Origin of the sequence: Phenylobacterium sp., assembly GCF_037189685.1 — a bacterium.
Classification (GTDB): Bacteria; Pseudomonadota; Alphaproteobacteria; order Caulobacterales; family Caulobacteraceae; genus Phenylobacterium.
The window spans coordinates 21,944-46,661 of the sequence record NZ_JBBCIT010000034.1 but is presented as its reverse complement, the minus strand read 5'-3'; the positions used below and the strand labels follow the sequence as shown (position 1 = coordinate 46,661).

At 70.5% G+C, this 24,718-nt stretch carries 23 protein-coding genes; 9 read left to right on the top strand and 14 right to left on the bottom strand.

The window, feature by feature from the left end; all coding sequences use genetic code 11:
- Window positions 1-34: 34 nt before the first annotated feature.
- The gene (locus tag WG212_RS19395) at window positions 35-2,455 is read left to right on the top strand and encodes an ATP-binding protein (protein WP_337188763.1); all 2,421 of its coding nucleotides are present in this window, start codon (window positions 35-37) and stop codon (window positions 2,453-2,455) included.
- 72 nt (window positions 2,456-2,527) lie between these two features.
- On the opposite strand, the gene WG212_RS19390 is transcribed toward WG212_RS19395, so the two are convergent.
- From WG212_RS19390 to WG212_RS19380, 3 genes are all read right to left on the bottom strand, one after another.
- On the bottom strand, window positions 2,528-3,277 hold the full coding sequence (locus WG212_RS19390) for a class III extradiol ring-cleavage dioxygenase (RefSeq protein ID WP_337188762.1): 750 nt from the start codon (window positions 3,275-3,277) through the stop codon (window positions 2,528-2,530).
- Window positions 3,278-3,391: 114 nt separating this feature from the next.
- Entirely contained in the window at window positions 3,392-3,964 is a 573-nt protein-coding gene (locus tag WG212_RS19385) for an NAD(P)H-dependent oxidoreductase (protein ID WP_337188761.1), read from the bottom strand.
- A gap of 37 nt (window positions 3,965-4,001) precedes the next feature.
- Window positions 4,002-4,424, bottom strand: a complete 423-nt coding sequence (locus WG212_RS19380; RefSeq protein ID WP_337188760.1) for a DoxX family protein — start codon at window positions 4,422-4,424, stop codon at window positions 4,002-4,004.
- A gap of 113 nt (window positions 4,425-4,537) precedes the next feature.
- Between WG212_RS19380 and WG212_RS19375 the strand changes: the two genes are divergently transcribed.
- A complete protein-coding gene (locus WG212_RS19375; RefSeq protein WP_337188759.1) occupies window positions 4,538-5,464 on the top strand; it encodes a LysR family transcriptional regulator in 927 nt (308 codons plus the stop codon).
- Between the two features lie 55 nt (window positions 5,465-5,519).
- Here the strand turns inward: WG212_RS19375 and WG212_RS19370 are convergent, their stop codons facing one another.
- Window positions 5,520-6,293: a phosphatase PAP2 family protein gene (locus tag WG212_RS19370; RefSeq protein ID WP_337188758.1), complete on the bottom strand. Its 774-nt coding sequence runs from the start codon at window positions 6,291-6,293 to the stop codon at window positions 5,520-5,522.
- Between the two features lie 150 nt (window positions 6,294-6,443).
- On the opposite strand from WG212_RS19370, the gene WG212_RS19365 reads away from it, so the two are divergent.
- Window positions 6,444-8,651 carry a TonB-dependent receptor gene (locus tag WG212_RS19365; RefSeq protein WP_337188757.1) on the top strand — a complete coding sequence of 736 codons (2,208 nt, stop codon included), beginning with the start codon at window positions 6,444-6,446 and terminating at the stop codon, window positions 8,649-8,651.
- A gap of 64 nt (window positions 8,652-8,715) precedes the next feature.
- Here WG212_RS19365 and WG212_RS19360 read toward each other — a convergent pair whose 3' ends face one another.
- The 4 genes from WG212_RS19360 to WG212_RS19345 all read right to left on the bottom strand — a co-directional run bounded on the left by WG212_RS19360 (window position 8,716) and on the right by WG212_RS19345 (window position 11,688).
- Window positions 8,716-9,462: an IclR family transcriptional regulator gene (locus WG212_RS19360; RefSeq protein WP_337188756.1), complete on the bottom strand. Its 747-nt coding sequence runs from the start codon at window positions 9,460-9,462 to the stop codon at window positions 8,716-8,718.
- Window positions 9,463-9,605: 143 nt separating this feature from the next.
- On the bottom strand, window positions 9,606-10,433 hold the full coding sequence (locus tag WG212_RS19355) for a DUF6644 family protein (RefSeq protein ID WP_337188755.1): 828 nt from the start codon (window positions 10,431-10,433) through the stop codon (window positions 9,606-9,608).
- Window positions 10,430-11,041: a DUF6644 family protein gene (locus WG212_RS19350; RefSeq protein ID WP_337188754.1), complete on the bottom strand. Its 612-nt coding sequence runs from the start codon at window positions 11,039-11,041 to the stop codon at window positions 10,430-10,432. Before WG212_RS19350 ends, WG212_RS19355 begins: the two co-directional genes overlap by 4 nt.
- A gap of 128 nt (window positions 11,042-11,169) precedes the next feature.
- Window positions 11,170-11,688, bottom strand: coding sequence for a CinA family protein (locus WG212_RS19345; RefSeq protein WP_337188753.1), 519 nt, complete (start codon window positions 11,686-11,688; stop codon window positions 11,170-11,172).
- Between the two features lie 190 nt (window positions 11,689-11,878).
- Here WG212_RS19345 and WG212_RS19340 point away from each other — a divergent pair, with 190 nt between their 5' ends.
- Both WG212_RS19340 and WG212_RS19335 read left to right on the top strand, forming a co-directional pair.
- On the top strand, window positions 11,879-12,907 hold the full coding sequence (locus tag WG212_RS19340; protein ID WP_337188752.1) for an FAD-dependent oxidoreductase: 1,029 nt from the start codon (window positions 11,879-11,881) through the stop codon (window positions 12,905-12,907).
- A 10-nt stretch (window positions 12,908-12,917) separates the two neighbouring features.
- The gene (locus WG212_RS19335; RefSeq protein WP_337188751.1) at window positions 12,918-14,087 is read left to right on the top strand and encodes an acyl-CoA dehydrogenase family protein; all 1,170 of its coding nucleotides are present in this window, start codon (window positions 12,918-12,920) and stop codon (window positions 14,085-14,087) included.
- Window positions 14,088-14,126: 39 nt separating this feature from the next.
- On the opposite strand, the gene WG212_RS19330 is transcribed toward WG212_RS19335, so the two are convergent.
- The gene (locus WG212_RS19330) at window positions 14,127-14,813 is read right to left on the bottom strand and encodes an energy transducer TonB (RefSeq protein ID WP_337188750.1); all 687 of its coding nucleotides are present in this window, start codon (window positions 14,811-14,813) and stop codon (window positions 14,127-14,129) included.
- A 136-nt stretch (window positions 14,814-14,949) separates the two neighbouring features.
- On the opposite strand from WG212_RS19330, the gene WG212_RS19325 reads away from it, so the two are divergent.
- Entirely contained in the window at window positions 14,950-15,777 is an 828-nt protein-coding gene (locus WG212_RS19325) for a transglycosylase SLT domain-containing protein (protein ID WP_337188749.1), read from the top strand.
- Window positions 15,778-15,799: 22 nt separating this feature from the next.
- Here WG212_RS19325 and WG212_RS19320 read toward each other — a convergent pair whose 3' ends face one another.
- Window positions 15,800-16,984, bottom strand: coding sequence for a CoA transferase (locus tag WG212_RS19320; RefSeq protein WP_337188748.1), 1,185 nt, complete (start codon window positions 16,982-16,984; stop codon window positions 15,800-15,802).
- Window positions 16,985-17,033: 49 nt separating this feature from the next.
- Window positions 17,034-18,293, bottom strand: a complete 1,260-nt coding sequence (locus WG212_RS19315; protein ID WP_337188747.1) for a hypothetical protein — start codon at window positions 18,291-18,293, stop codon at window positions 17,034-17,036.
- A 170-nt stretch (window positions 18,294-18,463) separates the two neighbouring features.
- On the opposite strand from WG212_RS19315, the gene WG212_RS19310 reads away from it, so the two are divergent.
- Window positions 18,464-19,600 carry a DUF2336 domain-containing protein gene (locus tag WG212_RS19310; protein ID WP_337188746.1) on the top strand — a complete coding sequence of 379 codons (1,137 nt, stop codon included), beginning with the start codon at window positions 18,464-18,466 and terminating at the stop codon, window positions 19,598-19,600.
- Window positions 19,601-19,683: 83 nt separating this feature from the next.
- Entirely contained in the window at window positions 19,684-20,484 is an 801-nt protein-coding gene (locus tag WG212_RS19305) for an NUDIX hydrolase (RefSeq protein WP_337188745.1), read from the top strand.
- A gap of 91 nt (window positions 20,485-20,575) precedes the next feature.
- On the opposite strand, the gene WG212_RS19300 is transcribed toward WG212_RS19305, so the two are convergent.
- The 3 genes from WG212_RS19300 to WG212_RS19290 all read right to left on the bottom strand — a co-directional run bounded on the left by WG212_RS19300 (window position 20,576) and on the right by WG212_RS19290 (window position 23,112).
- Entirely contained in the window at window positions 20,576-21,037 is a 462-nt protein-coding gene (locus WG212_RS19300; RefSeq protein WP_337188775.1) for an Hpt domain-containing protein, read from the bottom strand.
- Window positions 21,038-21,166: 129 nt separating this feature from the next.
- Entirely contained in the window at window positions 21,167-21,943 is a 777-nt protein-coding gene (locus WG212_RS19295; RefSeq protein WP_337188744.1) for an NAD kinase, read from the bottom strand.
- A gap of 35 nt (window positions 21,944-21,978) precedes the next feature.
- Window positions 21,979-23,112 (bottom strand): DUF2336 domain-containing protein, encoded by a 1,134-nt coding sequence (locus WG212_RS19290; RefSeq protein ID WP_337188743.1) that lies wholly within the window; start codon window positions 23,110-23,112, stop codon window positions 21,979-21,981.
- 107 nt (window positions 23,113-23,219) lie between these two features.
- Between WG212_RS19290 and glpK the strand changes: the two genes are divergently transcribed.
- Window positions 23,220-24,713 (top strand): glycerol kinase GlpK, encoded by a 1,494-nt coding sequence (gene glpK, locus WG212_RS19285; protein WP_337188742.1) that lies wholly within the window; start codon window positions 23,220-23,222, stop codon window positions 24,711-24,713.
- The last annotated feature ends 5 nt before the right edge of the window (window positions 24,714-24,718 follow it).

Genomic DNA, 24,718 nt, shown 5'->3' with positions numbered 1-24,718 from the left:
GAGGCGTTGCGATACGCGCGCCCGGGGGAAGTCGATGTCGAACGCGCCTGGCGCAGCCGCGGAAGAGATGCCGCCCGGCCTGGAGAATTCCAGGCCTGTCCTCGACCGCGCCACCCGGCTCGCCCGCGCCCTGTTCGGCCAGGTCGAAGCCCAGATCACCCTCGTGACGCCCGACGGCGTCTGGCGGAGCCGCCGAAACGAGCGGGACCTGGGCGCCGCCGCCGGCGTCCGCGAGGTGATCCGGTCCGGCGAGCTGCTATGGCTCGAGGACTGTCGGCTCGATCCTCGGTTTCGCGACGATCCCCTGGTCAGGGAACTGTCCGGGCCGCTGTTCTACGCGAGCGCGCCGATCCGGCTGGAGGATGGTACGACGCCCGGCGCGCTGTGGGTCGCCGGCCCGGGCGCCCGCGCGTACGATCCCGCCCTGGCGCGCCGCCTGCAGGATCTGGCCGATTTCGCCGCTGACGAATGGACCCGAGTCCAGGCCGCCCGCGTCAAGGCGGGTTCCGAACGGACCCTGTCGGCGATCGTGGACTCGATGCCGGTGGCCATGGTGCTGACCGACCGGGACATGCGGCTGCTCTACGCGAGCCCGCAGTGGGTCAAGGCGCGCGGGCTCGAAGGGCGCGAGGTCATAGGCAAGACGCTGTTCGAGCTGCGCCCAGACATGTTCGATCAGTGGCGTGACGGGCTCGCCTGGTGCCTCAAGGGCCATCGGCATTCGATCGAACGGCTCCAGATTCCTGCGCCGGACGGGAGCAAGGCCTGGTCGCGGCTGGAACTCACCCCCTGGTGCGACCACCGGGGCGAGGTGGGGGGCCTCATCATCAGCTCCTATGACATCACCGAACTCGTAGAGGGGTTGGAACGGGCCGAGCGTTCCGAAGAGCGGCTGAAGCTGGTCCTGGGGATTTCGGACCTGCATGTCTACGAGATGGACTATGGGCGTCAGGAACTGATCAAGGTCGGCGCCGAAGACACCTTCTTCGAGCAGCCCATGACCTACGCCGACATGTCCGAGGACATCTATCGCGGCATAGATCGGCGCGACGTCGCCGCGGTGAAGGCCGCGTGGCAGCGCCATGTTCGCGAGGGCGCGCCCTACCGACCGGAGCATAGGATCGCCCGTTCGGACGGCCAGGAGATATGGGCTTCCGGCGTGGCCCGGCTGATCACCGACGAGGAGGGACGGCCCGTGCGGCTCGTCGGCGCGCTGCGCAACATCACCGCGCAGAAGACGGCCGAACGCGCGCTGGTGGCGGCGAAGGACGAGGCCGAGGCGGCGAACCGGGCCAAGAGCGCCTTTCTGGCCACCATGAGCCACGAGATCCGCACGCCGCTGAACGGCGTCCTGGGCATGGCGCAGGCGCTGGCGTCGGATGCACAGCTCACCGATGTGCAGCGCGAGCGGATCGAGGTGATCCGCGAGTCGGGCGAGAGCCTGCTTGCGATCCTGAACGACGTTCTGGACCTGTCCAAGGTGGAGGCCGGCAAGCTCGCGCTGGAAACGGCGCGGTTCGAGGCCGGCGCCTTGGCGAAGACCGTGCACGCCACCTTCCAGGCGATCGCCGAGGCCAAGGACGTGTCCTTCGAGCTGACCGTCGACCGCGCAGCCCGGGGCGTCTACGAGGGCGACGAGGTGCGTGTTCGCCAGATCCTGTGGAACCTCGTCTCCAACGCGCTGAAGTTCACCGAACGGGGCGGGGTGAAGGTGCGGATAGGTCGCGAGAAGGGCGCGCTCTCTCTGACGGTCATGGATTCCGGGATCGGCATGACCCCGTTCCAGCTCGCGGGCCTGTTCCGCAAGTTCCATCAGGCGGACGCCTCGACCACCCGCAAGTTCGGCGGCACCGGGCTGGGCCTGGCCATCTGCCGCGAACTGACCGAGCTGATGGGCGGCGAGATCTCGGCGACCAGCGCCCCGGGGATGGGCTCCACCTTCACCGCGCGCCTGCCGCTGAAGAAGGTGGCCCGTTCGGCGGCGGGTCCGAGGCCGGCGCGTCGCGCAAAGCCGCGCAAGATGGCTTCCTGGCCGGCTGCGCCTGTTCGGCCGCTAAGGGTGCTGGCGGCCGAGGACAATGCGATGAACCAGCTCGTCCTCAGGACCCTGCTGGCGCAGGTGGGCGTCGAGCCCGAGATCGTCGGTGACGGCCGCCAGGCTGTGGAGGCGTGGGAGCGCGAGGCCTGGGACGTCATTCTGATGGACGTCCAGATGCCGGTGATGGACGGCCCGACCGCCACCGCCCGGATCCGGACCCGCGAGCGTTCCGAAGGCCGTGCCCGCACCCCCATCATCGCCCTGACCGCCAACGCCATGAGTCACCAGATCGCGGAGTACCTGCAGTCGGGCATGGACGCCTTCGTGGCCAAGCCCATCGAAGCCCGTCGCCTCTTCGAGGCGCTGCAGGCGGCGGTGAGCGAAGACGTCGACGAGGCCGCGACAGCGGCGGCCTGAGCGAAGATCCGGAACCCCTCACGGCGGGCGTGTGTCGCCGGGGAAAGGAGGGCTCGGGCTCCCGCCGGGAGGTCAGGCGGCCCGGCCGAACTCCACGGCCGAGACCACGACGTCCATGACCGTGTCGCGGAAGGCGACGGCGGCAGGTTCGCCCGGGGCGGCGCCGGCGGCCACCATCAGGGGCAGGAAGTGCTCCTCGCGCGGGTGAGCCTCGCGGGCGTGGGGCGCCGTCTCCCAGGCCGCCAGCGTCCTCTCGCGGGCGGCCGCGTCGGTGACCGCGGCTTCGAGCCAGCGGTCGAAGTCGGCCGAGCGCCGGGTGAACGCCGGCGAGAAGCCGCGCATGTTGTGCCAGCTCATGCCCGATCCCACGATCAGAACGCCTTCGTCCCGCAGGGGCCGGAGCGCGCGCCCGGCGGCGAGGTGGGCCGCGGGATCGAGGTCGCCGCGGAGCGAGAGTTGAACCACCGGGACGTCGGCGTCGGGCGTCGCGAGCTTCAGGGGGACGAAGACGCCGTGGTCCCAGGCGTGACTCGCATCCTCGGCGGCCGGGAGGCCGGCGCCCGCGAGCAGGTCGCGAATCCGATGCGCCAGGCCGGGGGCGCCCGGCGCGTCGAAGGTCAGCTCATATGTATGGGGCGGGAAGCCATGGTAGTCGAAATCCAGCGCCGGCCGCGCGCCGCTGGCGACGGTGAACGCCGGCGCTTCCCAGTGGCCCGAGACCACGAGGATCGCACGGGGACGTTCCGGAAGGCCGGCGACGAGCCCGCGCAGATAGGCGGCCGTCCGGTCCCAGGTGTCGGCCGGGCCTCGCGTCCACTCCATGAAGAAGCAGGGCCCCGCGCCGTGGGGGAGAAAGACGGTGGGGAGCGTCTTCGACGGGGAAGGGGGCGGATGCGGGGTCATGGCGTCACCTGGAACTCTGTATGGACGTGGGCGTCAGGCCGCCTTGGCCGGGGTTTCGGCGAGGATCTTCTCGATCCAGGCCGAGAATGCCTGGCCATAGGCCCGCAGGAAGTCGGCGGTGCTGTCGTTGATCAGTTCGCCGGTTTCGGAGAACAGGCCATAGGCGCCGCCGATATACGCCTCCTGGCTCAGCAGCGGCACGTTCAGGAACACCAGCGACTGACGCAGGTGGTGGTTGGCGCCGAAACCGCCGATCGCGCCGGGGGAGACGCTGATCACCGCGCCGGGCTTGCCGTTCCATACGCTCTGGCCGTAGGGGCGCGAGCCCACGTCGATCGCGTTCTTGAGCACGCCGGGGACCGAGCGGTTGTACTCCGGCGTGACGAACAGTACGGCGTCGGCCGCAGCGATCTGCTCGCGGAACGTCACCCATTCGGCGGGCGGCGCGGCTTCGAGGTCCTGGTCGAAGTGGGGCAGGGCGCCGATCTCGACGACCTCGAACTTCAGGTTGGGGGTCAGCGCGGCGAGGGCCTTGGCGACCTTGCGGTTGACCGAGTCCTTGCGGATCGAGCCGACGACGACGGCGACGGTGCGAGCTTGAGGCATAAGGTAGCTCCTTTGCGAGAGGGGACGAATGGAGGGATCAGCCCGCCGCCCGGCGCAGGGCCCGGCCGGCGACAAGGCTGTCGACGGCGAATGCGCCGGGGCCGGAGGCGCTCAACAGCAGGAAGATGAAGCTGAAGAGGATCGCCGGCTCGCCGCCGTTGAGCACGGGATAGAAGCTGGCGGGAGCGTGGAAGAGGAAATAGGCCACGGCCATCATGCCCGAGGCGATGAAGGCGGCCGGACGTGTGAAGAGGCCCAGGGCCACGAGCGCGCCGGTGGTGACCTCGATCACGGCGCCGACCCCCAGCAGGCTGGCCAGCGGCTGAACGCCCGGCTGGGCGCCTTCCGGAAAGCCGGCCAGCTTCACCAGGCCGTGGCCGAGGAAGAGCGCGCCGGTCATCACCCGAAGGGCCGTGAGGGCGTAGGGGGTGAGGTGTCCGGTCGTTCTGGTTTGCGACATGGGTTCGGTCCCGAGCAGCGTCATGCGAGGCGATGCCGGGAAGATGGGTCACAACCCTTTCGTTGATAATCGCAACTGAATGAAGGACAGTATCTCCGGACAGGAAGCAATCTATGGATCGTGTGGACGAGATCAGGGCCTTCGCGGCCGTCGCCGAGGCGCGGAGCTTCACCCAGGGCGCGCGCCGTCTGAACGTCTCCGGCGCTCAGGTCTCGAAGCTCGTGGCGCGGCTGGAAAACCGCCTCGGCGCACGCCTGCTGAATCGCACCACGCGGGACGTCTCGCTCACCGATACCGGCCAGGCCTATCTGGAGCGCGCGCGGGACATGCTGGAGCGTTTCGATGCGCTGGAGACCTCGGTGCGCGACCAGAGTGGTCCCAGTGGAAACCTGAAGGTTTCCGCGCCGGTCTCGTTCGGGCGCAATCAGCTCACGCCGGCCCTCATCGACTTTGCCCGAAGCTGCCTGGCCGTCTCACTGGATGTGAGCTTCTCGGACAGGATGGTGAACCTGGTGGAAGAGGGCTTCGACGTCGCCGTCCGCATCGGCCACCTGACCGACAGCTCGCTGGTGGCGCGGAAGCTGGCGGCCGTGCGCCTGGTCACCTGCGCCTCGCCGGACTATCTCGCGGCGGCGGGTACGCCGATGGCGCTTGAGGATCTCGGCCGGCACGAGGCGATCCTCGACACCAACGGACGAGACCCCACGGTCTGGCGGTTCGGGGCGGGCGTCCAGATGCGCGACGTGCGTGTGCAGGGCCGGCTGCGCTTCAACGGGGCCGAGGCCTGCGTCGAGGCGGCGGTGGCGGGGTTCGGGATCGTCCGCACGCCCGCCTTCGCGGCGGCGGAGGACCTGCGTTCAGGCCGTCTGGTCCCCGTCTTGTGCGGCCACGAGCCCGAGCTCATCCACGTACATGCGGTCTATCCCCATGCCCGGCATCTGGCGGCCAAGGTGCGCGCCTTCGTGGATTTCCTGGCCCAGCGCTACGCCGGCGAGCCCGAGTGGCACCAGGGCTGGGGCAGCCTGCACCCCGCCGCCTGAAGCCGCTCGATCGAGACCGCCCAGGCTGACGCCGTACCGCCCGGGCTGACGCCGTTCACCCCGCCGGGACGGGGCATGCCGCCGACGCAGCCGTCTCCCCCAAGCCGGCCAGTTCCGCCCTGGCGGCCGCGAGATCCTGCTGGAATTCCGTGCTGGCCTGCAGCCGCGCCACGACTCCCGCCCCGAACGTCCGGCCGGACTCGACGTCGGTCATGTAGTGGACCCCGCAGATGGCGCGGCTGTCGCCGAACTCGCGCCCCCGCGTGAGGATTTCGGTGGCGCGATCCGGCCGCAGTTGAGCCAGCACCAGCGCCCAGGCCCAGCCCACGGCCGAGTGGCCGGAAGGATAGGAGCCATTGCCCCGCAGCGGCTCGGGGTTGGTGCAAGTCGGCAGCTCGGTGACCATGAAAGGACGAGGCCGGTCGTAGTGGGCTTTGGCCGGAAAGGTGCCGAGCCCGGCGTCGACCGCAATGCGCGTGAGCAGTCGCGCGGTCACGGGCGTTCCCTCGCTGCTCAGCGCGACGCCGGCGGCGCAGGACCAGCTCCGGAACGCGCCCGGCTCCAGGATCGCGTTGTCGGCCAGCGCCTGCGACCACCGGGGGCCGCCTTCGAGAGCGCGGGTGTCGCGGAAGTACGCCTCGTCCGCCGCCGCTGCGGGCGAGCCGGCGGCGGGCGGCGGCGGAAGGAGTGACAGTCCGTCCGGCAGGTCCCGCTGCGCCAGATAGCCCTTCGGAACACCCGTTCGAGGCGTCTCCGCCGAGATCGCCTGTGCGCCGGCGCCCAGCACCAGCGCCGCGCATCCCGCCGCCATCCATCCCCGTCCACGCATTTCAATCTCCACTCCGATTGTCCGACGCATGGCGTCGACCGGTTCCCATGAGCGGTTGACCATCCCGCTTCAATGATAGATGTACCGCAATACGAGACGATGTCTCGCAAAACGACGCGAAATGCAATCGCTTGTCAGAAGGGGAAGACAATGAAGATGGGGCTGAGGGGCCTGTTGCTGGGTTCGGTCCTCGTAGCGCCGGGCTGGGCCTACGCGCAGACGGACACCCACCTCGAGGAGATCGTGGTCACCGCCGAGAAGCGCGAGACTTCGCTCCAGCAGACGCCGATCGCGGTGTCGGTGGTGGGGGGCGCCGAACTGGCGGACCGTGGGGTCGCCAGCGTGAAGGATCTGGTCGAGGGCTCGGTGCCGTCGATCCGGATCATTCCCTTCTTCGGACGGGCCTCGGCGGTGTCGATCGCCATGCGCGGCGTGAGCACGGGCGATTCCACCCAGATCAGCCGCGAGACCAGCATCGGCATCTACACCGACGGCGTCTATATGGGCCGGGTCCAGGGCCTGGGGACCGAGTTGTTCGAGATCGAGCGGGTGGAAGTGCTGCGCGGGCCGCAGGGCACCCTGTTCGGCCGCAACACCATCGGCGGCGCGCTCAACATCATCACCAAGCGTCCTACGGGAGAATTCGGGCTGACCCAGAAGGTCGGGGTCCGCAACCTGGACGGCTGGAACGTCGCGACCAACCTGAACCTCCCTGAGATAGCCGGCGTGAGCATCAAGCTGGACGGCCTGCTCTCGAAGCGCGACGGCTGGGTGAACAACGACCTGCCCGGCGCCTGGGACTGGAACCAGTACGACCGGCGCGGCCTGCGCGCGGCCGCGCTATGGGAGCCTGTGGAAGGGCTGTCGGCCCTCTATTCCTATGACACCTCCCGGGACAAATCGACGGGCGGCTATGGCCAGTTCATCTCGCTGCTGCCGGGCGCGCCGGCGCTGGCGCCGATGTTCGGCCTGGAGCCCAGCCGTGTGCGTCAGTCGCGGATCGGCGCGCCGCTGGAGCCCAGCGTGGCCAAGATCAGCGGCCACAGCCTGAACGTGACCTGGAACGCGTCCAGCGCCCTGACGCTTCGCTCGATCACCTCGTACCGCAAGCTGTCGCAATCGCAGTACGACGCCAACGCCGGTCTGTTCTTCGCGTTCGCCCCGAACGGGCTCTTCGGACGGATCAGCCTGGCCGATATCGGCCAGGATCAGTTCAGCCAGGAATTCCAGGTCATCGGCACGCACGAGCGCCTGAACTATGTCGTGGGCGCCTTCTATTTCGAGGAAGACGCGACCGAGAGCGCGTGGACGGCCCGCACGCTGCGGTTCAATGCGACGGGCACGGATTACACGGTGCTCCCCGAACCGGTCGGCGGCCCCAGGCCGGACCGGGCCAGCGACAACCACGTCCAGTCCAAGGCGCTGTTCGGCCAGGCCACCTGGACGCCGCCGGTGATGGACGATCGGCTGCACCTCACGTTCGGCCTCCGCTACACCGACGACGAGAAGCATGGCCGGATGACGTCCATCCGGGGCGTGCCCTCGCCGCTTCGCTATGAGTTTTCATCCTCGCGCGTCGATCCCGCCGCCACGGTTGCGTTCGACTGGACCGAGGCGGTGAACACCTATGTCCGCTGGGGCGTGGCGTACCGCGCCGGCGGGGCGAACTCGCGCTCGGCGACGTTCCGGCCTTTCGAGGAGGAGGAGCTTGAAGCCTGGGAACTGGGGCTGAAGTCCGAGTTCTGGGACCGGCGCGCCCGCCTGAACGTCGCGGCCTACCGGTCGAGCTATCGAAACCGGCAGGCGACGTTCCAGGACCCCGCCAACCCCTCGGCGACCGAGACCGTCAACGTGGGCGCGCCGGCGAAGATCCGGGGCGTGGAGATCGACCTGACCGTGGCCCCCGCCCGCGGCCTGCGGTTCAACGCAAACTACTCGTTCACGGACGGCGACTATCCGGACCTAGTCAACCCGTTCTCCGGCGTTCTCGTCCGCTCCAGCAGCGGGCTGACGCCACGTCACGCGGCCTCGGTCTCGGTGGACTACACCAAGCCCCTCGAGTTCGGGGAGTTCGCCGCGCGGTTGGACGCCAACCACTCCAGCGGCAGCTTCCCGACCGAAGGGGTCGCGCGCAAGTCGCAGGCCTTCACGATGCTGAACGCACGCGTGACGCTGGGCGAGATGGAAATGGGGGCGACCCCTGGAACCTGGGCCGTCTCGGCGTGGATGAAGAACATCACCAACGTGGAATACAATGTCTTCCACAGCATCCTGCAGGGCACGGGCGCGAACTTCGTCAACTACAACGTCTACAACGAACCGCGGACCTTCGGGCTGGACCTGACCTACCGCTACTGACGGCTGTGCGGGACGCCGTTCGCGGCGTCCCGCCACACTTCGTCAAGGCCCGGCCCGGGCCGATTCAGGCCAGGCTCATGCCCATGGAGATGCGGTGCGCCGCTGCGGCCACCTGCGGCGCCAGAGCCTCCAGCTTCTCCCGTGTCAGCCGCTCGACGGCGCCGGTGATCGAGAGGCCGGCGAAGGGGAAGCCCTGCTTGTCGAAGATGGCGGCGCCCACGCTGCTGCTGCGCGCCTCGCCGCCGCCGATGGTGATGGCGTATCCCTGGGCCTTCACGGCGTCGAGTTCGGCGGCGAGCTCCCCAGGCTCCAGGGGCTCGGTCGAGCGGCGCTTGAGCAGCGGCTGGGCCAGATAGGCGGCCTGTCTGTCGGGCGGGAAGTTGGCCAGGATCGCGCGCCCGGCGCTGGACCAGTGCAGATGCCAGTGGGTCCCGATCGGCAGGAAGCGGTTGACCGACTTTGCGCCGTCGAACCGTTCCATGAGCACCACGCTGTCGCCTTCCAGCACGCCCAGATGCACGGTCTCATCGGTCGTGCGGCGCAGTTCGTCGATGACGGGAAGGGCGGCCATGCGCAGGCCGCTCTTGCGTTCGATGGCGCGGCCGGCCACGGCCACGGGCTTCAGGGTGACGCTCCATTGGGCGCGCCCGTCGCCGTCGCGCTCCAGCCACCCGCAGTGTTCCAGCACGATGAGAAGGCGGTGGACCGTCGCCTTGGGCAGCTGCATCCGGCGGGCCAGTTCGCTGGCGCCGATGGGCTGGTCCTCGGCGACGCGTTCGAGCACCTGCAGCGCGAGTTCAACGGGCCGCATGAACGTCCTGGGGCATGGGCGATCGCATGTTCTCGGGTCCCGCGGCGGCTAGCATGTCGGCACAGACACGGCTCCTGATTAGCGTTCCGAACCGGGCCTTTCACGCCTTTTCGGCATCCGTGGAGACGCCTTTGCCAGACGTTTCAGGCGAAGGCGATCCAGCGGCCGGCGGCGGCGGTGACGACCCAGACCAGGATGCCGGCGTAGGCCAGGGCCTTCACCGCCGGCCCGCCGCCGGGATCACGCCCGCCCCGCACGATCTGGATAGCAGCGGCGGCCAGGATCCAGGCCAGGTAGATCCCGATCATCGCCTTGTTGGCCGGATCGAGGTTCGCGTAGTCATCCGGACGGTAGATCACGTGGTGGATCGCGACTTGCGTCGCCATCAGGCCTACGAGACCCAGAAGGTAGATGATCCGCATGCGCCTGCGGGTGACGAACAGCACCAGCAGCGCGGCGGCGATGACGAGGTGCCAGAGGCCGGGATTGACCAGCTTGGCCACCGCGAAGACGCCCAGGCTGAGCCCGAAGATCGCCAGGCCCACGGCCGCCCACAGACCGGCCCCCCGACTCAGCCGGCCCTCGGCCCGGGCGGCCGGCAGGCTGACGCCGTAGGTGAGGACCAGCGCGGCGGCCAGGCCCAGCATCTTCGCCGTGAAGGCCTCCGAGGTGTAGAGCCGCTCGGGGTTCGACGTGCCGATCAGCACGCCGGTGACCAGGATGCCGGCGACGCCGAGGTTCAGCCACGGGAGGACGGCCCGGCGGACGGCGGACGGCGGCTCGTCGCTCAGCCCGAAGCCGATGAGGCGCAGGTTCAGGAGCAGGGTGGTCCCGCCGATCAACGCCAGCGACAGCAGGTGAACCACCTCCCACTGGGCGAAGTAGGGCTTGACCCACGATCCCGGGAAGACGTCGTCGAGATTGGCCACCCAGTCGGCGATCTGGGGGAAGACGTCCTGGGGCGCGATCATCGGGCCATCTCCGACAGGTCGATCGCGCCGTATTCCGAGGTCGCGCACTCCTGGATCACGTTGGCCCAGTGGGGCAGGGGCTTGCCGCACTCGTACCAGTCGTAGGCGATGAAGCGGCCGAAGGTGATGACGGTGATCCAGGCCACGATCGAGACGAGCGCGGAGATGCGCGCCTTGGCCGGCGGCCTGGGCGCGGTGTCCCAGACGGCGCGGTCGCGCTGCACCCGGACGTGGAAGACGAAGATGTTCACGGCGGCGATCACCAGGAACACCAGCTTCAGGCGAAACCAGATATTATGATAATAAACCAATGGCTTGGCGTAGAAGAGCGCGACGCCTGTCAGCACCATCAGGATGAAGCCCGCCACGGTGAGCGGCAACACCCGCTCGCTGATCACGGAGACCGGCGTGTTGCGAAAGCCGATCCCGAGCAGCCGGAAATCGACCAGGAAGATCGTACCGGCGAATAGCATCAGCGAGAGCACGTGGGTGCCCTCCAGCAGGCCCCACACATTGAGCGTGCTGGCCAGCATCTCGCTCCAGGAGGGGTCGTACTCGCCCGACCCCTTGCCCAGAGACGCCAGCCAAACCACGAAATCGCGGACCAAGGACGTCTCCCCCGAGAACATACCGCAAGTTCTATCCCGCCCGACGCGCATGTCCATTGCGCGATTGCATCGTCGCCGAAACACCGTCGCCCGGAAGCCGGCGAGCGGTCCGCTCGGCGCCTCGCTCGTCAGGCCGCGCGGGAGCGTTTCGCCAGGGCGTCGCACATGAGGCGCAGCCCCACCCGCATCGCGGCGAGTCTGACCTCGGCGCGGCCCACGGCGCCGAAGCATTCCTCACGGCGGCGCGTGGGGGCGCCCCGGCAGGCGCACGCGAAATGGACCAGGCCGGACGGGCCCGGGCCGTTGTCGGCGTAGCCCGTGATGGCGACGGCCAGATGGGCGTCCGACCTGGCGACCGCCCCCTCGGCCATGGCGACCGCCACGGCTTCGGAAACGGCTCCATGCTCCGCGAGCAAGGCCTCGGGTACGCCCAGCATCGCGATCTTGGCGGCGTCGGAATAGGTGACGAAGCCACATTCGAACGTGTGGGACAGGCCCGGTATGTCGGTCAGCAGCGAGGCCAGCAGGCCTCCGGTGCAGCTCTCGGCCGTCGCCAGGCGCAGGCCCCGATCGCCGGCTGTCGCGAGGACGTCGCGCGCCAGCTGTTCGATGTCGTCGGGGATCGCCGGGGCCAGGGCTTCGGCCATGGCGCCCTCAGCGGACCCTGCCGGCGGATGGGGCCGGTGCGCGGTCGGTCGCCGCGGTCTCCGACGGGATCGCAGGCCGGCTGTGGTGACAGGTCATCTCGGCGTTCCTCCCGGGCGCGTCCGATCAACCCGTGGCCGGGCGCCGGGTTCCGATCTTGATTTTCGCCGGGTCAGCGGGTCGTTAAGGAGCATGACCACCCACCCCCGAGTCACCGTGGCCGGAGCCGGCGTGCTGGGGCTGACGACGGCCCTGGCCCTGGCGGACGCCGGCTGCGCCGTGACGGTGGCCGACCCTGGCGGTCCCAACGCCTCGAGCGTGGCGGCCGGGATGATCGCGCCGGTCTTCGAGGCGGTGCTGGATCCGGCCGCGCGGGATCATTTCGACCTGTTGCTGGCCGCTCGCGACCTCTGGCCGGCGCTGGCCCATCGGACCGGGGTCGCCCTGGACCGCAGCGGGGCGCTGGCCGTGGGGGGCGAGACCTGGATGGCGCAGGTGGCGCAGGGGTTCGCCGGCCTGAACGAGCGCCCGGCGGAAATCGGCGGACGGACGGCCCAGGCCCTGGCGCCGGGCCTCGGGGAGACCTTCGGCTCGGCGCTGTTCACGCGGGAAGACTGGCGCGTCGAGGCGTCGGCGGCGCTCGAGGCGCTTCGGATGGCGGCCCGGGCGGCCGGGGTTGTCTTCCTGCCGAAGGCCCTGGCGGGGGGGCAGGAGGCGGATCGGGGCGAGTCGGATGTCCTGGTCGTGGCCACCGGCGCCGGCGGCGGACTGGCGGCCGTTGCGCCCGAGATCGCAACCCTCTCCCCGATCAAGGGTCACATCGTGCGCTTGGCCGGGGCGGCGACGGGGGCGGTGGTTCGCGGCGAGGGCGTCTATGTGGCGCCGGGTGACGTCCGGGTGCTCGGCGCCACCATGGAGCCGGGCCGGGACGACCCGGCGATCGACGAGGCGCGGGCCGCACCCCTGCTGACCGCCGGCCTGCGTCTGTTCCCGGACCTGGCGGGGCGGCCGTATCGGATATCGGTGGGCGTCAGGGCGGCGACGCCGGACGGACTGCCCATGGCCGGGCCCGGCAAGACGCCGGGCGTGATGCTCGCGACCGGCGCGCGGCGCAACGGCTGGCTGTTGGCGCCGCTGGTGGCTCAGGTGGTCACGGCCCGGGTGACCGGGCGCGATCCGGGCCCCTACGCGACGCGATTGGATCCGGCGCGATTTGGCTGAGGGGGAAGGCATGAACGGCTTCTGGCTGAACGACGAGCAGCAGGCGATCCGGGACGCGGTGACCCGCCTCTGCGAGGGCTTCGATGCGGCCTACTGGCGACAGGTGGACGAGAGCGGTCAGTTTCCCGAGGCCTTCGTGGCGGCCATGGCCGCGGCGGGCTGGCTGGGCGTGGCCATGCCGGCCGAGCTGGGCGGCGCGGGGCTGGGCCTGACCGAGGCGGCGATCGTCATGCAGGCGGTGGCCGAGAGCGGGGCCGGCTTCTCGGGCGCCAGCGCCATGCACCTGAACATCTTCGGCCTGATGCCCGTGGTGAAGTTCGGCAGCGAGGCCCAGCGCCGGCAGGCGATCCCGCGGATCATCGCCGGCGAGGACCGCACATGCTTCGCCGTGACCGAGCCGGACGCGGGCCTGGACACCACCAGCCTCACGACCCGCGCCGTGCGCACCAACGACGGCTATGTGATCCGCGGCCGGAAGATGTGGACGACCAACGCCCAGCGCGCCACCAAGATGCTGATCATCGCGCGGACTACGCCGAAGGCGGAGGTGAAGCGGGCGACAGAGGGGTTGAGCCTCTTCTACACCGACTTCGACCGCAGCCGGATCACGGCCACGCCGATCCCGAAGATGGGGCGGAAAGCCGTTGAATCCAATGCAGTCTTCATCGACGATCTCCATGTGCCCGCCGAAGATCTGGTCGGCGAGGAGGGCCGGGGCTTCTACTACCTGCTCGAAGGGCTGAACCCCGAGCGGGTGCTGATCGGCGCCGAGGCCGTGGGCCTGGGGCGCGCGGCGCTGGGGCGGGCGGCGGCCTATGCGAAGGAGCGGGTCGTCTTCGGCCGCCCGATCGGCCAGAACCAGGGCGTGGCGCATCCGCTGGCCAGGGCCTGGGCCGAGCTGGAGGCCGCCAACCTGATGGCCTTCAAGGCCGCCGCCCTGTTCGACGCCGGCCGCGAGTGCGGGGCCGAGGCCAATGCGGCCAAGTACCTGGGCGGCGAGGCGGGCTTCCGCGCGTGCGAGGCGGCGGTGCTGGCGCACGGCGGCATGGGCTACGCCAAGGAGTTCGACGTGGAGCGCTACTTCCGCGAGGCGATGATCGCCCGCATCGCCCCGGTCAGCCGCGAGATGATCCTGAACTACATCGCCGAGCGCGTGCTGGGCCTGCCGAAGAGCTACTGAGCCGGCAGGCCCGCCGCGCTGGAAGAGAAGGCGTCCGGGTCACTTCGGCAGGCGGAAGGCGATGGGGATGGAGACCTGGGCGCCGCCGACGGGCCGGCCGTCCACCGTCTGCGGGCTCATGCGGAAGTACCGCGCCAGCTTGAGCGCCGCGGCGCCGAAGCCGGCGTCGTCCGGCGTCTCCGACGCGATGCGGCAGGCGTCGACGGCGCCGGAAGGGGTGACCTCGCAGGTGATCATCGCCCGCCCTTCGATCTCCAGCCGAGCGGCGCGGTCGGGATAGAAGCGGGCCATCTCCCCGGCGCTCGGACGCTTGAGCCAGGTGGGGTTGCGGATGACCGGATCCGGCGCGGGCGGGGCAGGCGGCGCAGGCGGTGTGATCGCCACGGGACCGGGCGTGACGACCGGCTCGACCACGGGCGTCAGCGGAATCGGCGTGACGGGAATCGGGGCGCTGGCGATCACGGGCGCGCGCGGCGAGAGCGTGCGCGGCGGCTCGGGCCGGGCCGGCTCGGGCGGGGGCGGCGGGGGCTGCGGCCGATCGATCGTGACCATGACCGGCGGCGCTTCGGCCGTCGCGAGCGGCTTGGGCGGCGCGAACTGCATCATCGCGAGATAGGCGGCCACCAGCGCATGGGCGCCGACCGAGCCCGCGACGACCAGGCTGGTCGTCCGCGCGGGGCGGCGGGACGGGGTAAAGTCGAAGGGGGTGGAGTGGCGGACGGCCATGACGCGCTCCCGTTGGATTACGCCTGTAGTCCACTCGTCAATTACAGCAGTAATATGGCGACCCGCCGGATCGCGGCCAGAGCGATCTCCGCCAGGGTTAGCCGCGCATTAACCATGATCGGCGACCTGTGGTCCCATGTCCGTCCAGGGAATCCGGGGCATCGTCGAATCCGCCATCCAGCGCGCCTCGCAGGCGACGGGGGTGGACTTCGGATTCCTGATGAAGACGGCCGGGCGGGAAAGCAGCTTCAATCCGCGTGCAAGGGCGTCCACGTCGTCGGCGGCGGGACTTTTCCAGTTCGTGGAACAGACGTGGCTCTCCACCCTGAAGCAACACGGGACGAAGCATGGCTACGCCCGCTATGCGGACCTCATCACCCGGGGGTCGGACGGCCGCTATCGCGTGGAGGGCGGCGAGGCGCGCCGGACGGTGATGGACCTGCGGCTCGATCCGCATGCCGCTTCGTTGATGGCGGGTGAACTGGCCGCCGACCATGCCGCCTATCTGAAAGGCCGGGTCGGCCGCGAGGCCACCGCCGGTGAACTCTATGCCGCCCATTTCCTGGGACCGCAGGGTTCTGCGCGCCTGATCAAGGCGGTCGAGAGCCAGCCGGGCGCTTCCGCCGCCTCGCTGTTTCCGGAGGCGGCGCGGGCGAACCGCGGCATCTTCTACCGCGACGGCCAGGCGCGCACGGTCGGCGAGGTCTACGCCAACCTCACCCGGACAGGCGGGCGCGGGTCCGCCGTGGACCGCCCGTCCGCGCCGCAACCGTCGGACGACGGGGGGTTCATCCAGTACGCCGCGATGCGCCAGACCTCGCGCCAGCGCGAGCAGGACGCCCTGATCGCGATGCTCCTGCGCGGCTCGCAGGCCGGCGACCAGGCGGGGGCGGGCGGTCGCCTGACGGGCTCGATCTTCACCAGCGAGATGCTGCGCATCCTCTCGGACAGCCGCGAGAGCTGATCTCGCCGGCGCTGGTGACCGCCTAGCCGCCCACGATCCCTTCGATCTCGGCTTCGCCGTAGCCCAGTTCGGCCAGGACCTCGCGCGTATGCTCGCCGAGGCGCGGCGCGCGGGGGCGGCGCGTCTGGTCGGCGCCGGGGAAGCGGGCGGGCGCGGCGACCGAGCGATACGAGCCGCCCTGGCCGTCCTCGATGTCGATGAAGCAGCCGGCGGCCTCGATCTGGGGATCGCTGGCCACGTCGGCCGGAACCTGCAACGGCGCCCACACCAGGTCGGCCTCGTCGAGCCGGCGTGCGATCTCGGCCATCGGCAGGGTGGCGAAGGCGGCGTCCAGTTCGGCGGACAGCTCGACGGCGTTCTGGCGGCGCGCCTTGCCGCTGGCGAAGCGTTCGTCGGTGATCAGGTCGGGCCGGCCCGCGGCGGTGACGAACTTCTCCCAGCCCCCGCTGGCGCCGCGCGGATTGTGGACGAACCAGCGATCGTCGGCGCTGCGGAAGTAGTTGGCGACGGCGTTCATCGGCTTGTCGCGGGGCCGGATGGACGCAACACGGCCCAGCTTGAGCTGGACCGCCAGGTCCGAGCTCCACAGGTAGACGCCGGAGGCCAGGAGCGAGGTCTGGACCAGGCGGCCCTCGCCGGTGCGCTCGCGCTCGTAGAGCGCCGCCAGGATCGCCGAGACGGTGGCGAGCGACGTCGTGTGGTCGCCCATGCCCGAGGTGCGCATGAAGGGCTCGGCGCCCTTGGGCGCGGTCATGTAGCCCAGGCCCGAACGCGCCCAGAAGGCGGTGACGTCGAAGCCGGGAAGATGCGAGTCCGGCCCTTCGAGGCCGTAGCCGGTGATCACCGCATAGACCAGGCGGGGGTTGCGGGTGCGCAGCGCCTCGTCGTCCAGGCCGTACTTGCGCAGGGAGGCCGGCCGCACGTTGGTGAGGAAGACGTCCGCCGACTCGGCCAGCCGGGCCAGGGCGTCGCGGGCCGCCGGCTTGGTGATGTCGAGCACGACGCCGCGCTTGCCGCGGTTGTCCACGTCGAACGTCGGGTTCGCGCCGATATCGTTGGCCAGATCGGCGAAGACGTGGCGCATGTTGTCGCCTTCGGGCCGCTCCACCTTGATGACATCGGCGCCCCAGTCGCCGAGGATCGCCGCAGCGCCCGGCCCGGCGATGTAGGCGGTGAAATCGATGACCTTCAAACCCTTGAGCAGCACTGACGCCTCCCGATTGCGGCGCCAAACTAGGGAAACGTCGGCGCGGCGCCTATGCCGCTTCGACGGCTTTCAGGCCTGAGGTTGACGTAACGTCCGCCTGGGCCGCTCGGGCGGCGGCCAGAGCGTCGGCGATCGTCCGTGCGGTCGCCGGAGCGGCGACCGGCCTCCGCAGCAGGGCGTCGGCGCCGGCGGCGAGGGCGGCCTCGGCCGCGCGCGGTTCGGGGTCGACCACCGCCGCCAGGGGCGTCCGACCCGCTTCGCCGGGCAGGTTGCGCAGGGCCGCCACAGCGCCTGGGTCGCCACAGACGATGAGGTCGAGGTCGCAGATCCGCGCCAGGTCGACGGCCCGGACGGCCTGGGTCGCGGCCACCACTTGATGGCCGAGTTGCTCCAGGCAGGCGCGCAGGGTGGCGGCTCCAAGGGTGTCGGCCTCCAGCATCAGGATACGCAGGCGTCGTCCGGGGGCCTGGGGCGTCGATGTCTCGGGTGCGCCGACGATCGCAAGCAGATCGTTCACGCCGTCGAGCGCCGCGGCCAATTGCGGGCGGGACGGCGCCGACCGGCCCCGGGTCGCTGCGGCGAGGATGTGGGCGACCCCGGTCAGCCCGTCGCGCAGTTCGTCAGAGAGGCTGTCCGCCAGGTCGGCCTTCACCCGGGCGAACCGCCGGGCGGCCTCGGCCTGTTCGGCGCGTTCGGTCAGCAGGGCTTCGCGCTCGGCGATCAGGGCGTACTGGCCGCGAAGGATGCGGTTGACCAGCAGCGCTAGGGCCAGCGACAGCGACGCTGCGGCCAGCCCCAGCCGCGCCAGCTCGGCGCTCTCGGGGCGGGCGAAGAGCGCGAGCACGGGCCCGGCGAGCGCCGCCGGCGCGACGACGAGCAGGCTGGGAAGCCAGGGCGTGGCGAAGACCACGCAGATCATGGCCGCGCCCAGCGCCAGCATGAGAAGGGTCTCGCGGGCGGGTCCCGCCTCGTGCGCGAACGCCGCGACGCCGCCGATGGCGAGGGCCCAGACGATCCCGCCGGCCAGTTGCGCCATCCCCCGTCTTCGCGGGTCGGCGGCCGCCGGGGTCCGCAGCCAGTTCACGGCCGCATAGAAGGCGGCCCATCCAATGGCGAAGCCCGCGAAGCACGCGCTCATCCAGTGGGCGTTCGCGGCGTGGCTGGCCGCCCAGACGAACACCGGCAGGCAGACGCCGAACGCGGCCAGGGCGAACGGCAGCAGCGCGGCCTGGGCCGCCTGTCCCTGGACGTCCAGGGACGCCTGGAGCGCGGCGGGCGCGAGGGGCGACGTCTTGGTCGCGTCGGTCACGGGCGATCCTCTTCGATCCTCGATGAAGAGGGTAGGGAATCACGTCTTGGCGCGCCGTTACGCGAAATCCTTAATCCCTGTCGGCGCCGGAAACCTCTCGTTAAGCTTCGCTGTCGGATTGTCGAATCGCGGGACTCCAGGGTCCGTGGGGGAAGGGGACTGGGCAGGCGATGGCCACCACGCGATCAGCGCTGACGGATGAGGACATCCGCACGCTGATGCGGGGCGCCACCCCCGACGAGCGCGCCGCCGCCGCTCGGAAGCTCTGCGCGACGATGGATCGCACGCCCCTTGGCGACGAAGACCGTGCGCTGGCCGCCGACATCCTGCGGGTCGTGGCGGCCGACGTGGCCGAACGGGTGCGCAAGTCCATCGCGGAGGAGCTGCGGGCTTCGGCCCTCGTGCCGCGCGACGTCGCGCTGCGCCTGGCGCGCGACGTGGAGAGCATATCGCTGCCGCTCCTGTCGTTCTCGCCGGTCTTCACCGACGACGATCTCGCCGAGATCGTCCGGCTCGGGGGGCCGGTGCGGCAGGCTGCGGTCGCGCGGCGCCCGGCGCTGTCGCCGGTGGTGACGGACAGCCTGGCGGAACACGGCGGGCAGCGCGCGGTCGCCGCCGCCTGCGCGAATCCCGGGGCGACGTTCAGCGAGCGCGGCCTCCAGCGGGTCGTGGACCGGTTCGAAAGTTCCGAGCGTGTGCTCACGGCGATGGCCTATCGCCAGGCGTTGCCGCTGGCGGTGACCGAGCGGCTGGTCGCCCTGGTCGGCGGCCAGGTGCGGGAACATCTGTTGCGCGACGGCGCGCTGAGCCCGCAGGCGGCCCTCGAGATGGCGGTCGGCGGCGCCGAGCGTGCGACGGTGGACCTGGTCGACCAGGTGGGCCGCACGGCCGATGTGCGCGGTTTCGTCGCCCACCTGCGCGCCGGCAAGCGGCTGACGCCGTCGTTGCTGTTGCGGGCGCTGGCGCATGGCCACATGCCGTTCTTCGAATGGGCGGTCGCGGAACTGGCCCAGGTGCCGCATCACCGGACCTGGCTGATGATCCATGACGCGGGGCCTCTGGGCTTGCGCGCGATCTACGAGCGGGCCGGCCTGCCGGCGCGGCTGTTCCCGGCGTTCCGTGCGGCCGTCGACACCTTCCACGCCCTGGAGTTCGACGGCGGCCCCCGCGACCGCGAACGGTTCCAGGAGGCGATGCTCCAGCGCTTCCTCACCCAGCCGCAGTCCGCGTCGCGCGATGATGTGGAGTATCTGCTTTCGCGCATGGGCAGCACGGGGACCTCGGCCTGGATGGCCGGCGCCGCCTGACCTTCCAGGAGATAGAGGCCTTCCGGACTTCCCCGTGGACTTCCCCGTGGACTTCCCTGTGGTCAGGGTCCCAAGCTGGACCCATGAGCGAGACACGTCCGCCGGCCGAGATCCGGCCCGCCGCAACCGTACTTCTGCTTCGGGACGCCCCCGCGTTCGAGGTGCTGATGGTCAAGCGCCATCATCAGATCGACTTCGCATCGGGCGCACTCGTCTTTCCGGGCGGCAAGACCCATGCGGGCGACCATGACCCGGCCTGGGCCGCGCACTGCCGCGGGTGGGAGCAGTTCGACGCCGAGCAGCGGGGCCTGCGCATCGCGGCGATCCGCGAGGCCTACGAGGAAGCCGGGATCCTCATGGCCGAGGGTCTCGACGGTGCGGACTTCGCAGGGGTCTCGGATCCGGTCGTGCGCGCCGCGGTCGATCGCGGCGAGACGCCTTTCATCGACGTCATCCGCGAACTGGGCGTGAGGCTGCGGCTGGACGCGCTGACCGTGTTCTCGCGCTGGATCACGCCGACCATGATGCCGAAGCGGTTCGACACCTGGTTCTACGCCGTGGCGGCGCCGCCGGACCAGGTGGCCGCCTGCGATGGCCGCGAGACGGTCGACGCCGAGTGGATACCGCCGGGCGAGGTCCTCCGGCTGGCGGAGGCCGGCGAGCGGACCGTGATCTTCCCGACCCGCATGAACGTGCAACTTCTCGCCGAGGCGGGGAGCGCCGGCGACTGCGTGCGTCGCGCCGAGGCGCGCCCGCTGGTGCCCGTGCTGCCCGAGGTGAAGGTGCGCGGCGAGCGCCGTTTCCTGGTGATTCCCCCGGATGCCGGCTACGGTGAGGTGGCCGAGCCGATGGAGCGGATCGCTTCGGAGAGCCGCGCGGGATGAGTCGGGCCGCGAAGCGCCGCCATCGCATCTGAATGACCGCGGAAGCGCCCGGAGAAACGCGGTTTCGGGAAGCGTCCGCGCGTGCGGCGGGTCAGGCGCCCAGTTCGCGGATGCGGCTTTCCAGTTCCTGGACCAGGATCTTGCCCACCGGATGGTCGTCGGTCTTGATGTCGTCGCGTACGGCCGCCTTGATGGCGTCGATGTGCGCGTCGACCAGGCCCATGGGCGCCTCGAGGCGCTTGGCCTTGTCGTCGATCAGCCGGCAGAGCAGGCCCGCGATGCGGGTGATCAGCGGAAAGCCGTAGGTGGCGCCCAGGCCCTTCAGGTCGTGGGCGCGGAGATAGAGGCTCTCCATGTTCGCGACGTCGGGACCCTCGACGCGGACCGCTTGCCGCGCCGCCTCGAGCTTGGTGATCTCGTCGTTGAGCCACTGGGTAAAGTTGCCTGAGAGGCTCTTGAGCGCCGCCTCGGCCTTGGCGATCGCCGCCGGGTCGATGGCGCCCAGGCGGCCGCCGCCCACCTTCAGCCGAAGGGCGTTGGAGGGCTGGATCATCTGGCCGGTCTTGGGTTCGCTCACGTCACTCTCCCCGCAGATCGCGGCCGAAGGCTAGGGTGAACATATTAATGACCGGTATTGGGTCGGTGTGCGGCCCCATGCGAGGCCGGGCCGCGGGGATGCGCCTCAGACCGAGAACTGCTCGGCGAGCACCCGTTCACCCAGGCTGCGGCCGGCGTCGAACAGCATGCAGAGATGCACGTCGCGATCCTCGGCCACATAGACCTCCAGCACGTTGGGGGCCTCGAAATTGTCGGCCACGGCGCTCACCGGGCGCTTGGCGCCTTCCAGCACTTCCAGCCGGATGCGGGCGTTGTGGGAAAGCAGGGCGCCTCGCCAGCGGCGCGGCCGGAAGGCGCTGATCGGCGTCAGGGCCAGGATCTTCGAATCCATCGGGATGATCGGGCCGTGCGCCGACAGGTTGTAGGCGGTCGAGCCCATCGGCGTGGAGATCAGCGCGCCGTCGCAGATCAGTTCCGGCAGGCGGACCCGGCCGTCCACCGAGATGCGCAGCTTGGCGGCCTGGCGCGTCGTGCGCAGCAGGCTGACCTCGTTGAAGGCGATGGCCTCGTGCGTCTTGCCCTCGACGTCGACGGCCTGCATCCGGAGCGGGTGGATCTGGGCCTGTTCCGCCGAGTTGATCCGCCCCAGCAGGTCGTCGTCGGCATACTCGTTCATCAGGAAGCCGACGGAGCCCTTGTTCATGCCGTAGATCGGCTTTCCCGACGCCATCAGGGCGTGGACGGTCTCCAGCATGAAGCCGTCGCCGCCCAGGGCGACGATCACCTGCGCCTCGTCGACGCCGGCGTCGCCGTAGCGCGCGACCAGCTTGTCGCGGGCCTCCTCGGCCTCAGGACGGCTTGACGCCACGAAGGTGAGACGGGTGACGAACAGGTTCTTCATCGCGGCCGCCAGAAACCCCGAACGGCCTTGCCGTGTCAAACGGTCGCAAGCGATCGGGCGGCCTGACGGAAGGCGGCGCCCGCGACTTCCGGCGAGACGGGCGCGAACGCCACCGAGGCCTTGCGAGCGCCTTCGGCGCCTCCGCCGGGCCGGCCGCCGTTCAGGTCGCGCACCATGTCCAGGATGTCGGGAAAGACGCTGCGGTCTATGCCGACCGCGGCGCAGGCCAGCGCCAGGAGTTCGGGCCGATCGGAATCGAGCGTCGCCTGGACCTGGGCGGTGTCGAACCGCCCCAACACCGCCAGGGCGCCGGCGAACAGCCCCAGCCGGCCCTCCCGAAGGGCTCGGATGAGATAGCCCGGCCGCAGCTGCCCTGCGGAATGCAGCTTGTCGATGAGCCGCTGCTCCATGAGCTCGCGCTCGCCGTCCCGCGTGGTCCGCACGGTGGGCTCGGCCTCGGGCGACGGCGCGGCGCCGTGGGCCTCCACCACCGCGGCGGCCAGGCTCTCGTCGAGGATCGCGACGTCCAGGCGGAAGCGGTCGGCGAGCCCCTGGCGCAGCGCCAGCCCCACCCACAGGTAGAGTCGCTTCGCCAGTTGCCCCGTGAGGCGCGGATGCTCGCTGAGCGGGGAATGCAGGGCCGCGATCTGCCGCGAGGCCTCGACCAGTTCCTCCATGTCGGAGGGCGAAAGCTCGGCGGTGTGGTTGGCGGCCAGGGCGGACATGACCGCCGGCTCGGCCTGTTCGAGGATCGCCGAGACCACCTTGGCCGGGAGATTCGGCCGGCGCGCCACCTCGACCTGATGTTCGATGGTCGCCTCGACCAGCAGCCGGATCAGATCCAGGTCCTTCAGCACCGGGCTGAGCGAGATGATCGGTCGGGCGATCTCGATGTCGTCCAGCGCCAGGACGTTCACCAGGGCGTTCGGCGCCCAGTCGGCCGCGGCCAGCTTGTGCGAGAGCCGGCGGCGGATGTCGCGCTCGGCTTCGACGACGAGGCTCATGAAGATCGAGGAGAGCAGCGCCTGGATCGAGGCCGATTTCATGGCGTCGCCGGCGTGGGGCGCGTCGCACAGATCCGCGATCGCCAGGAGGAGGCGTTCACGGTCCGCCGGCTGGCGGCTCTTGGCGAGGTCGAGCAGGCTTTCGCTGCTCATCGCGAGGCTCAAGCCGGATCTCCCATTTTCTACAGTGCGAACACGGCTGTATCGAAAGATGCCCCGTGGCGGTGAAGACATGCTTAAGACACGCGATTCGAGGCGAGGAGACGATCATCATGGCCGATCCGCTGATCCTGGCGCTGGACCAGGGGACGACGTCGACCCGCGCGATCCTGTTCGCCGCCGACGGACGCGCGCTGGCCGACGCCGGCCGGCCCCTCGCGCAGCACTATCCCCAGGACGGCTGGGTCGAGCATGACGCGGAGGAGATATTCCAGGCGTCGGTCGAGGTCCTGAGGGCGGCGCTGGAGGCTTCGGGCCGGCCCGCGACCGACGTCGCCGCCATCGGGGTGACCAACCAGCGCGAGACGGTGGTGGTCTGGGAGAAAGCGACCGGACGACCCATCCACAGGGCGATCGTGTGGCAGGACCGCCGGACCGAACCCCTTTGCGCCCGGCTTCGCGACAGAGGTCTGGAGGGGCGGGTGACCGAGGTCACCGGCCTGCTCCTCGATCCCTATTTCTCGGGCACGAAGCTGGCGTGGCTGCTCGACCACGTGGCAGGCGCGAGGGCGGCCGCCGCACGCGGCGACCTCTTGGCGGGGACGATCGACGCGTGGGTCATCTGGAAACTGACCGGCGGCGCGGTGCACGCCACCGACGCCACCAACGCTTCAAGGACCCTGCTCTACGACATCCGCGCGGGGGCGTGGTCGACCGAAATGGGCGAGATGCTGGAGGTCCCGCTTTCGATCCTGCCCGAGGTGCGGGACTGCGCCGGCGACTACGGCGAGGCCGAGCCCGGGATTCTGGGGCGGGCCGTCCCGATACGCGGCGTGGCCGGCGACCAGCAGGCGGCGCTGATGGGGCAGGGCTGCATCCGACCCGGCGAGATGAAGGCCACCTACGGCACCGGTTGCTTCATGCTGCTGAACACGGGCGAGACCGCGCCCGTCTCCCAGGCCCGTCTGCTGACCACCATCGCTGCGCGCGTGGACGGCCGGACCACATATGCGCTCGAAGGCGCGATCTTCATCGCCGGGGCCGCGATCCAGTGGCTGGGAGAAGGCCTGGGAATCGCGGGTGGGCCGGAGGCGGCCGAGGCCCTGGCGGCAGGGGCGCGCGACGACCTGCCGGTGATTCTGGTCCCGGCCTTCACCGGCCTGGGCGCGCCGTGGTGGGACGCCAACGCCCGGGGCGGGATCTTCGGCCTGACGCGTGACGCGGGTCTGGCCGAGATCGCCCGGGCGACTTTCGATGCCTGCGGGCTGCAGACCCGGGATCTGATCGAGGCCATGCGCGCCGACGCTCCGCAGGCGTTCCGGGGCGAGGCCGAGTTGCGCATCGACGGCGGGATGGCCAGGAGCGCGTGGTTCAGTCAGCGGCTGGCCGATCTCACGGGCCTGAACGTCAGCCGGGCGACATTCCAGGAGACCACGGCTCTCGGCGCGGCCCTCTTCGCCGGCGTCGGCGCAGGCGTCTTCAGGGACGTGGAGGAGGCTGCCGGAGCGCGCCCGGCGACCGAGGGCTTCCTCCCGCGGATGGGAACGGACGCACGTGAGCGGGCCTATGCGCGCTGGCTGGATGCGGTGAACCGCGTGCGGACCTGACGGGC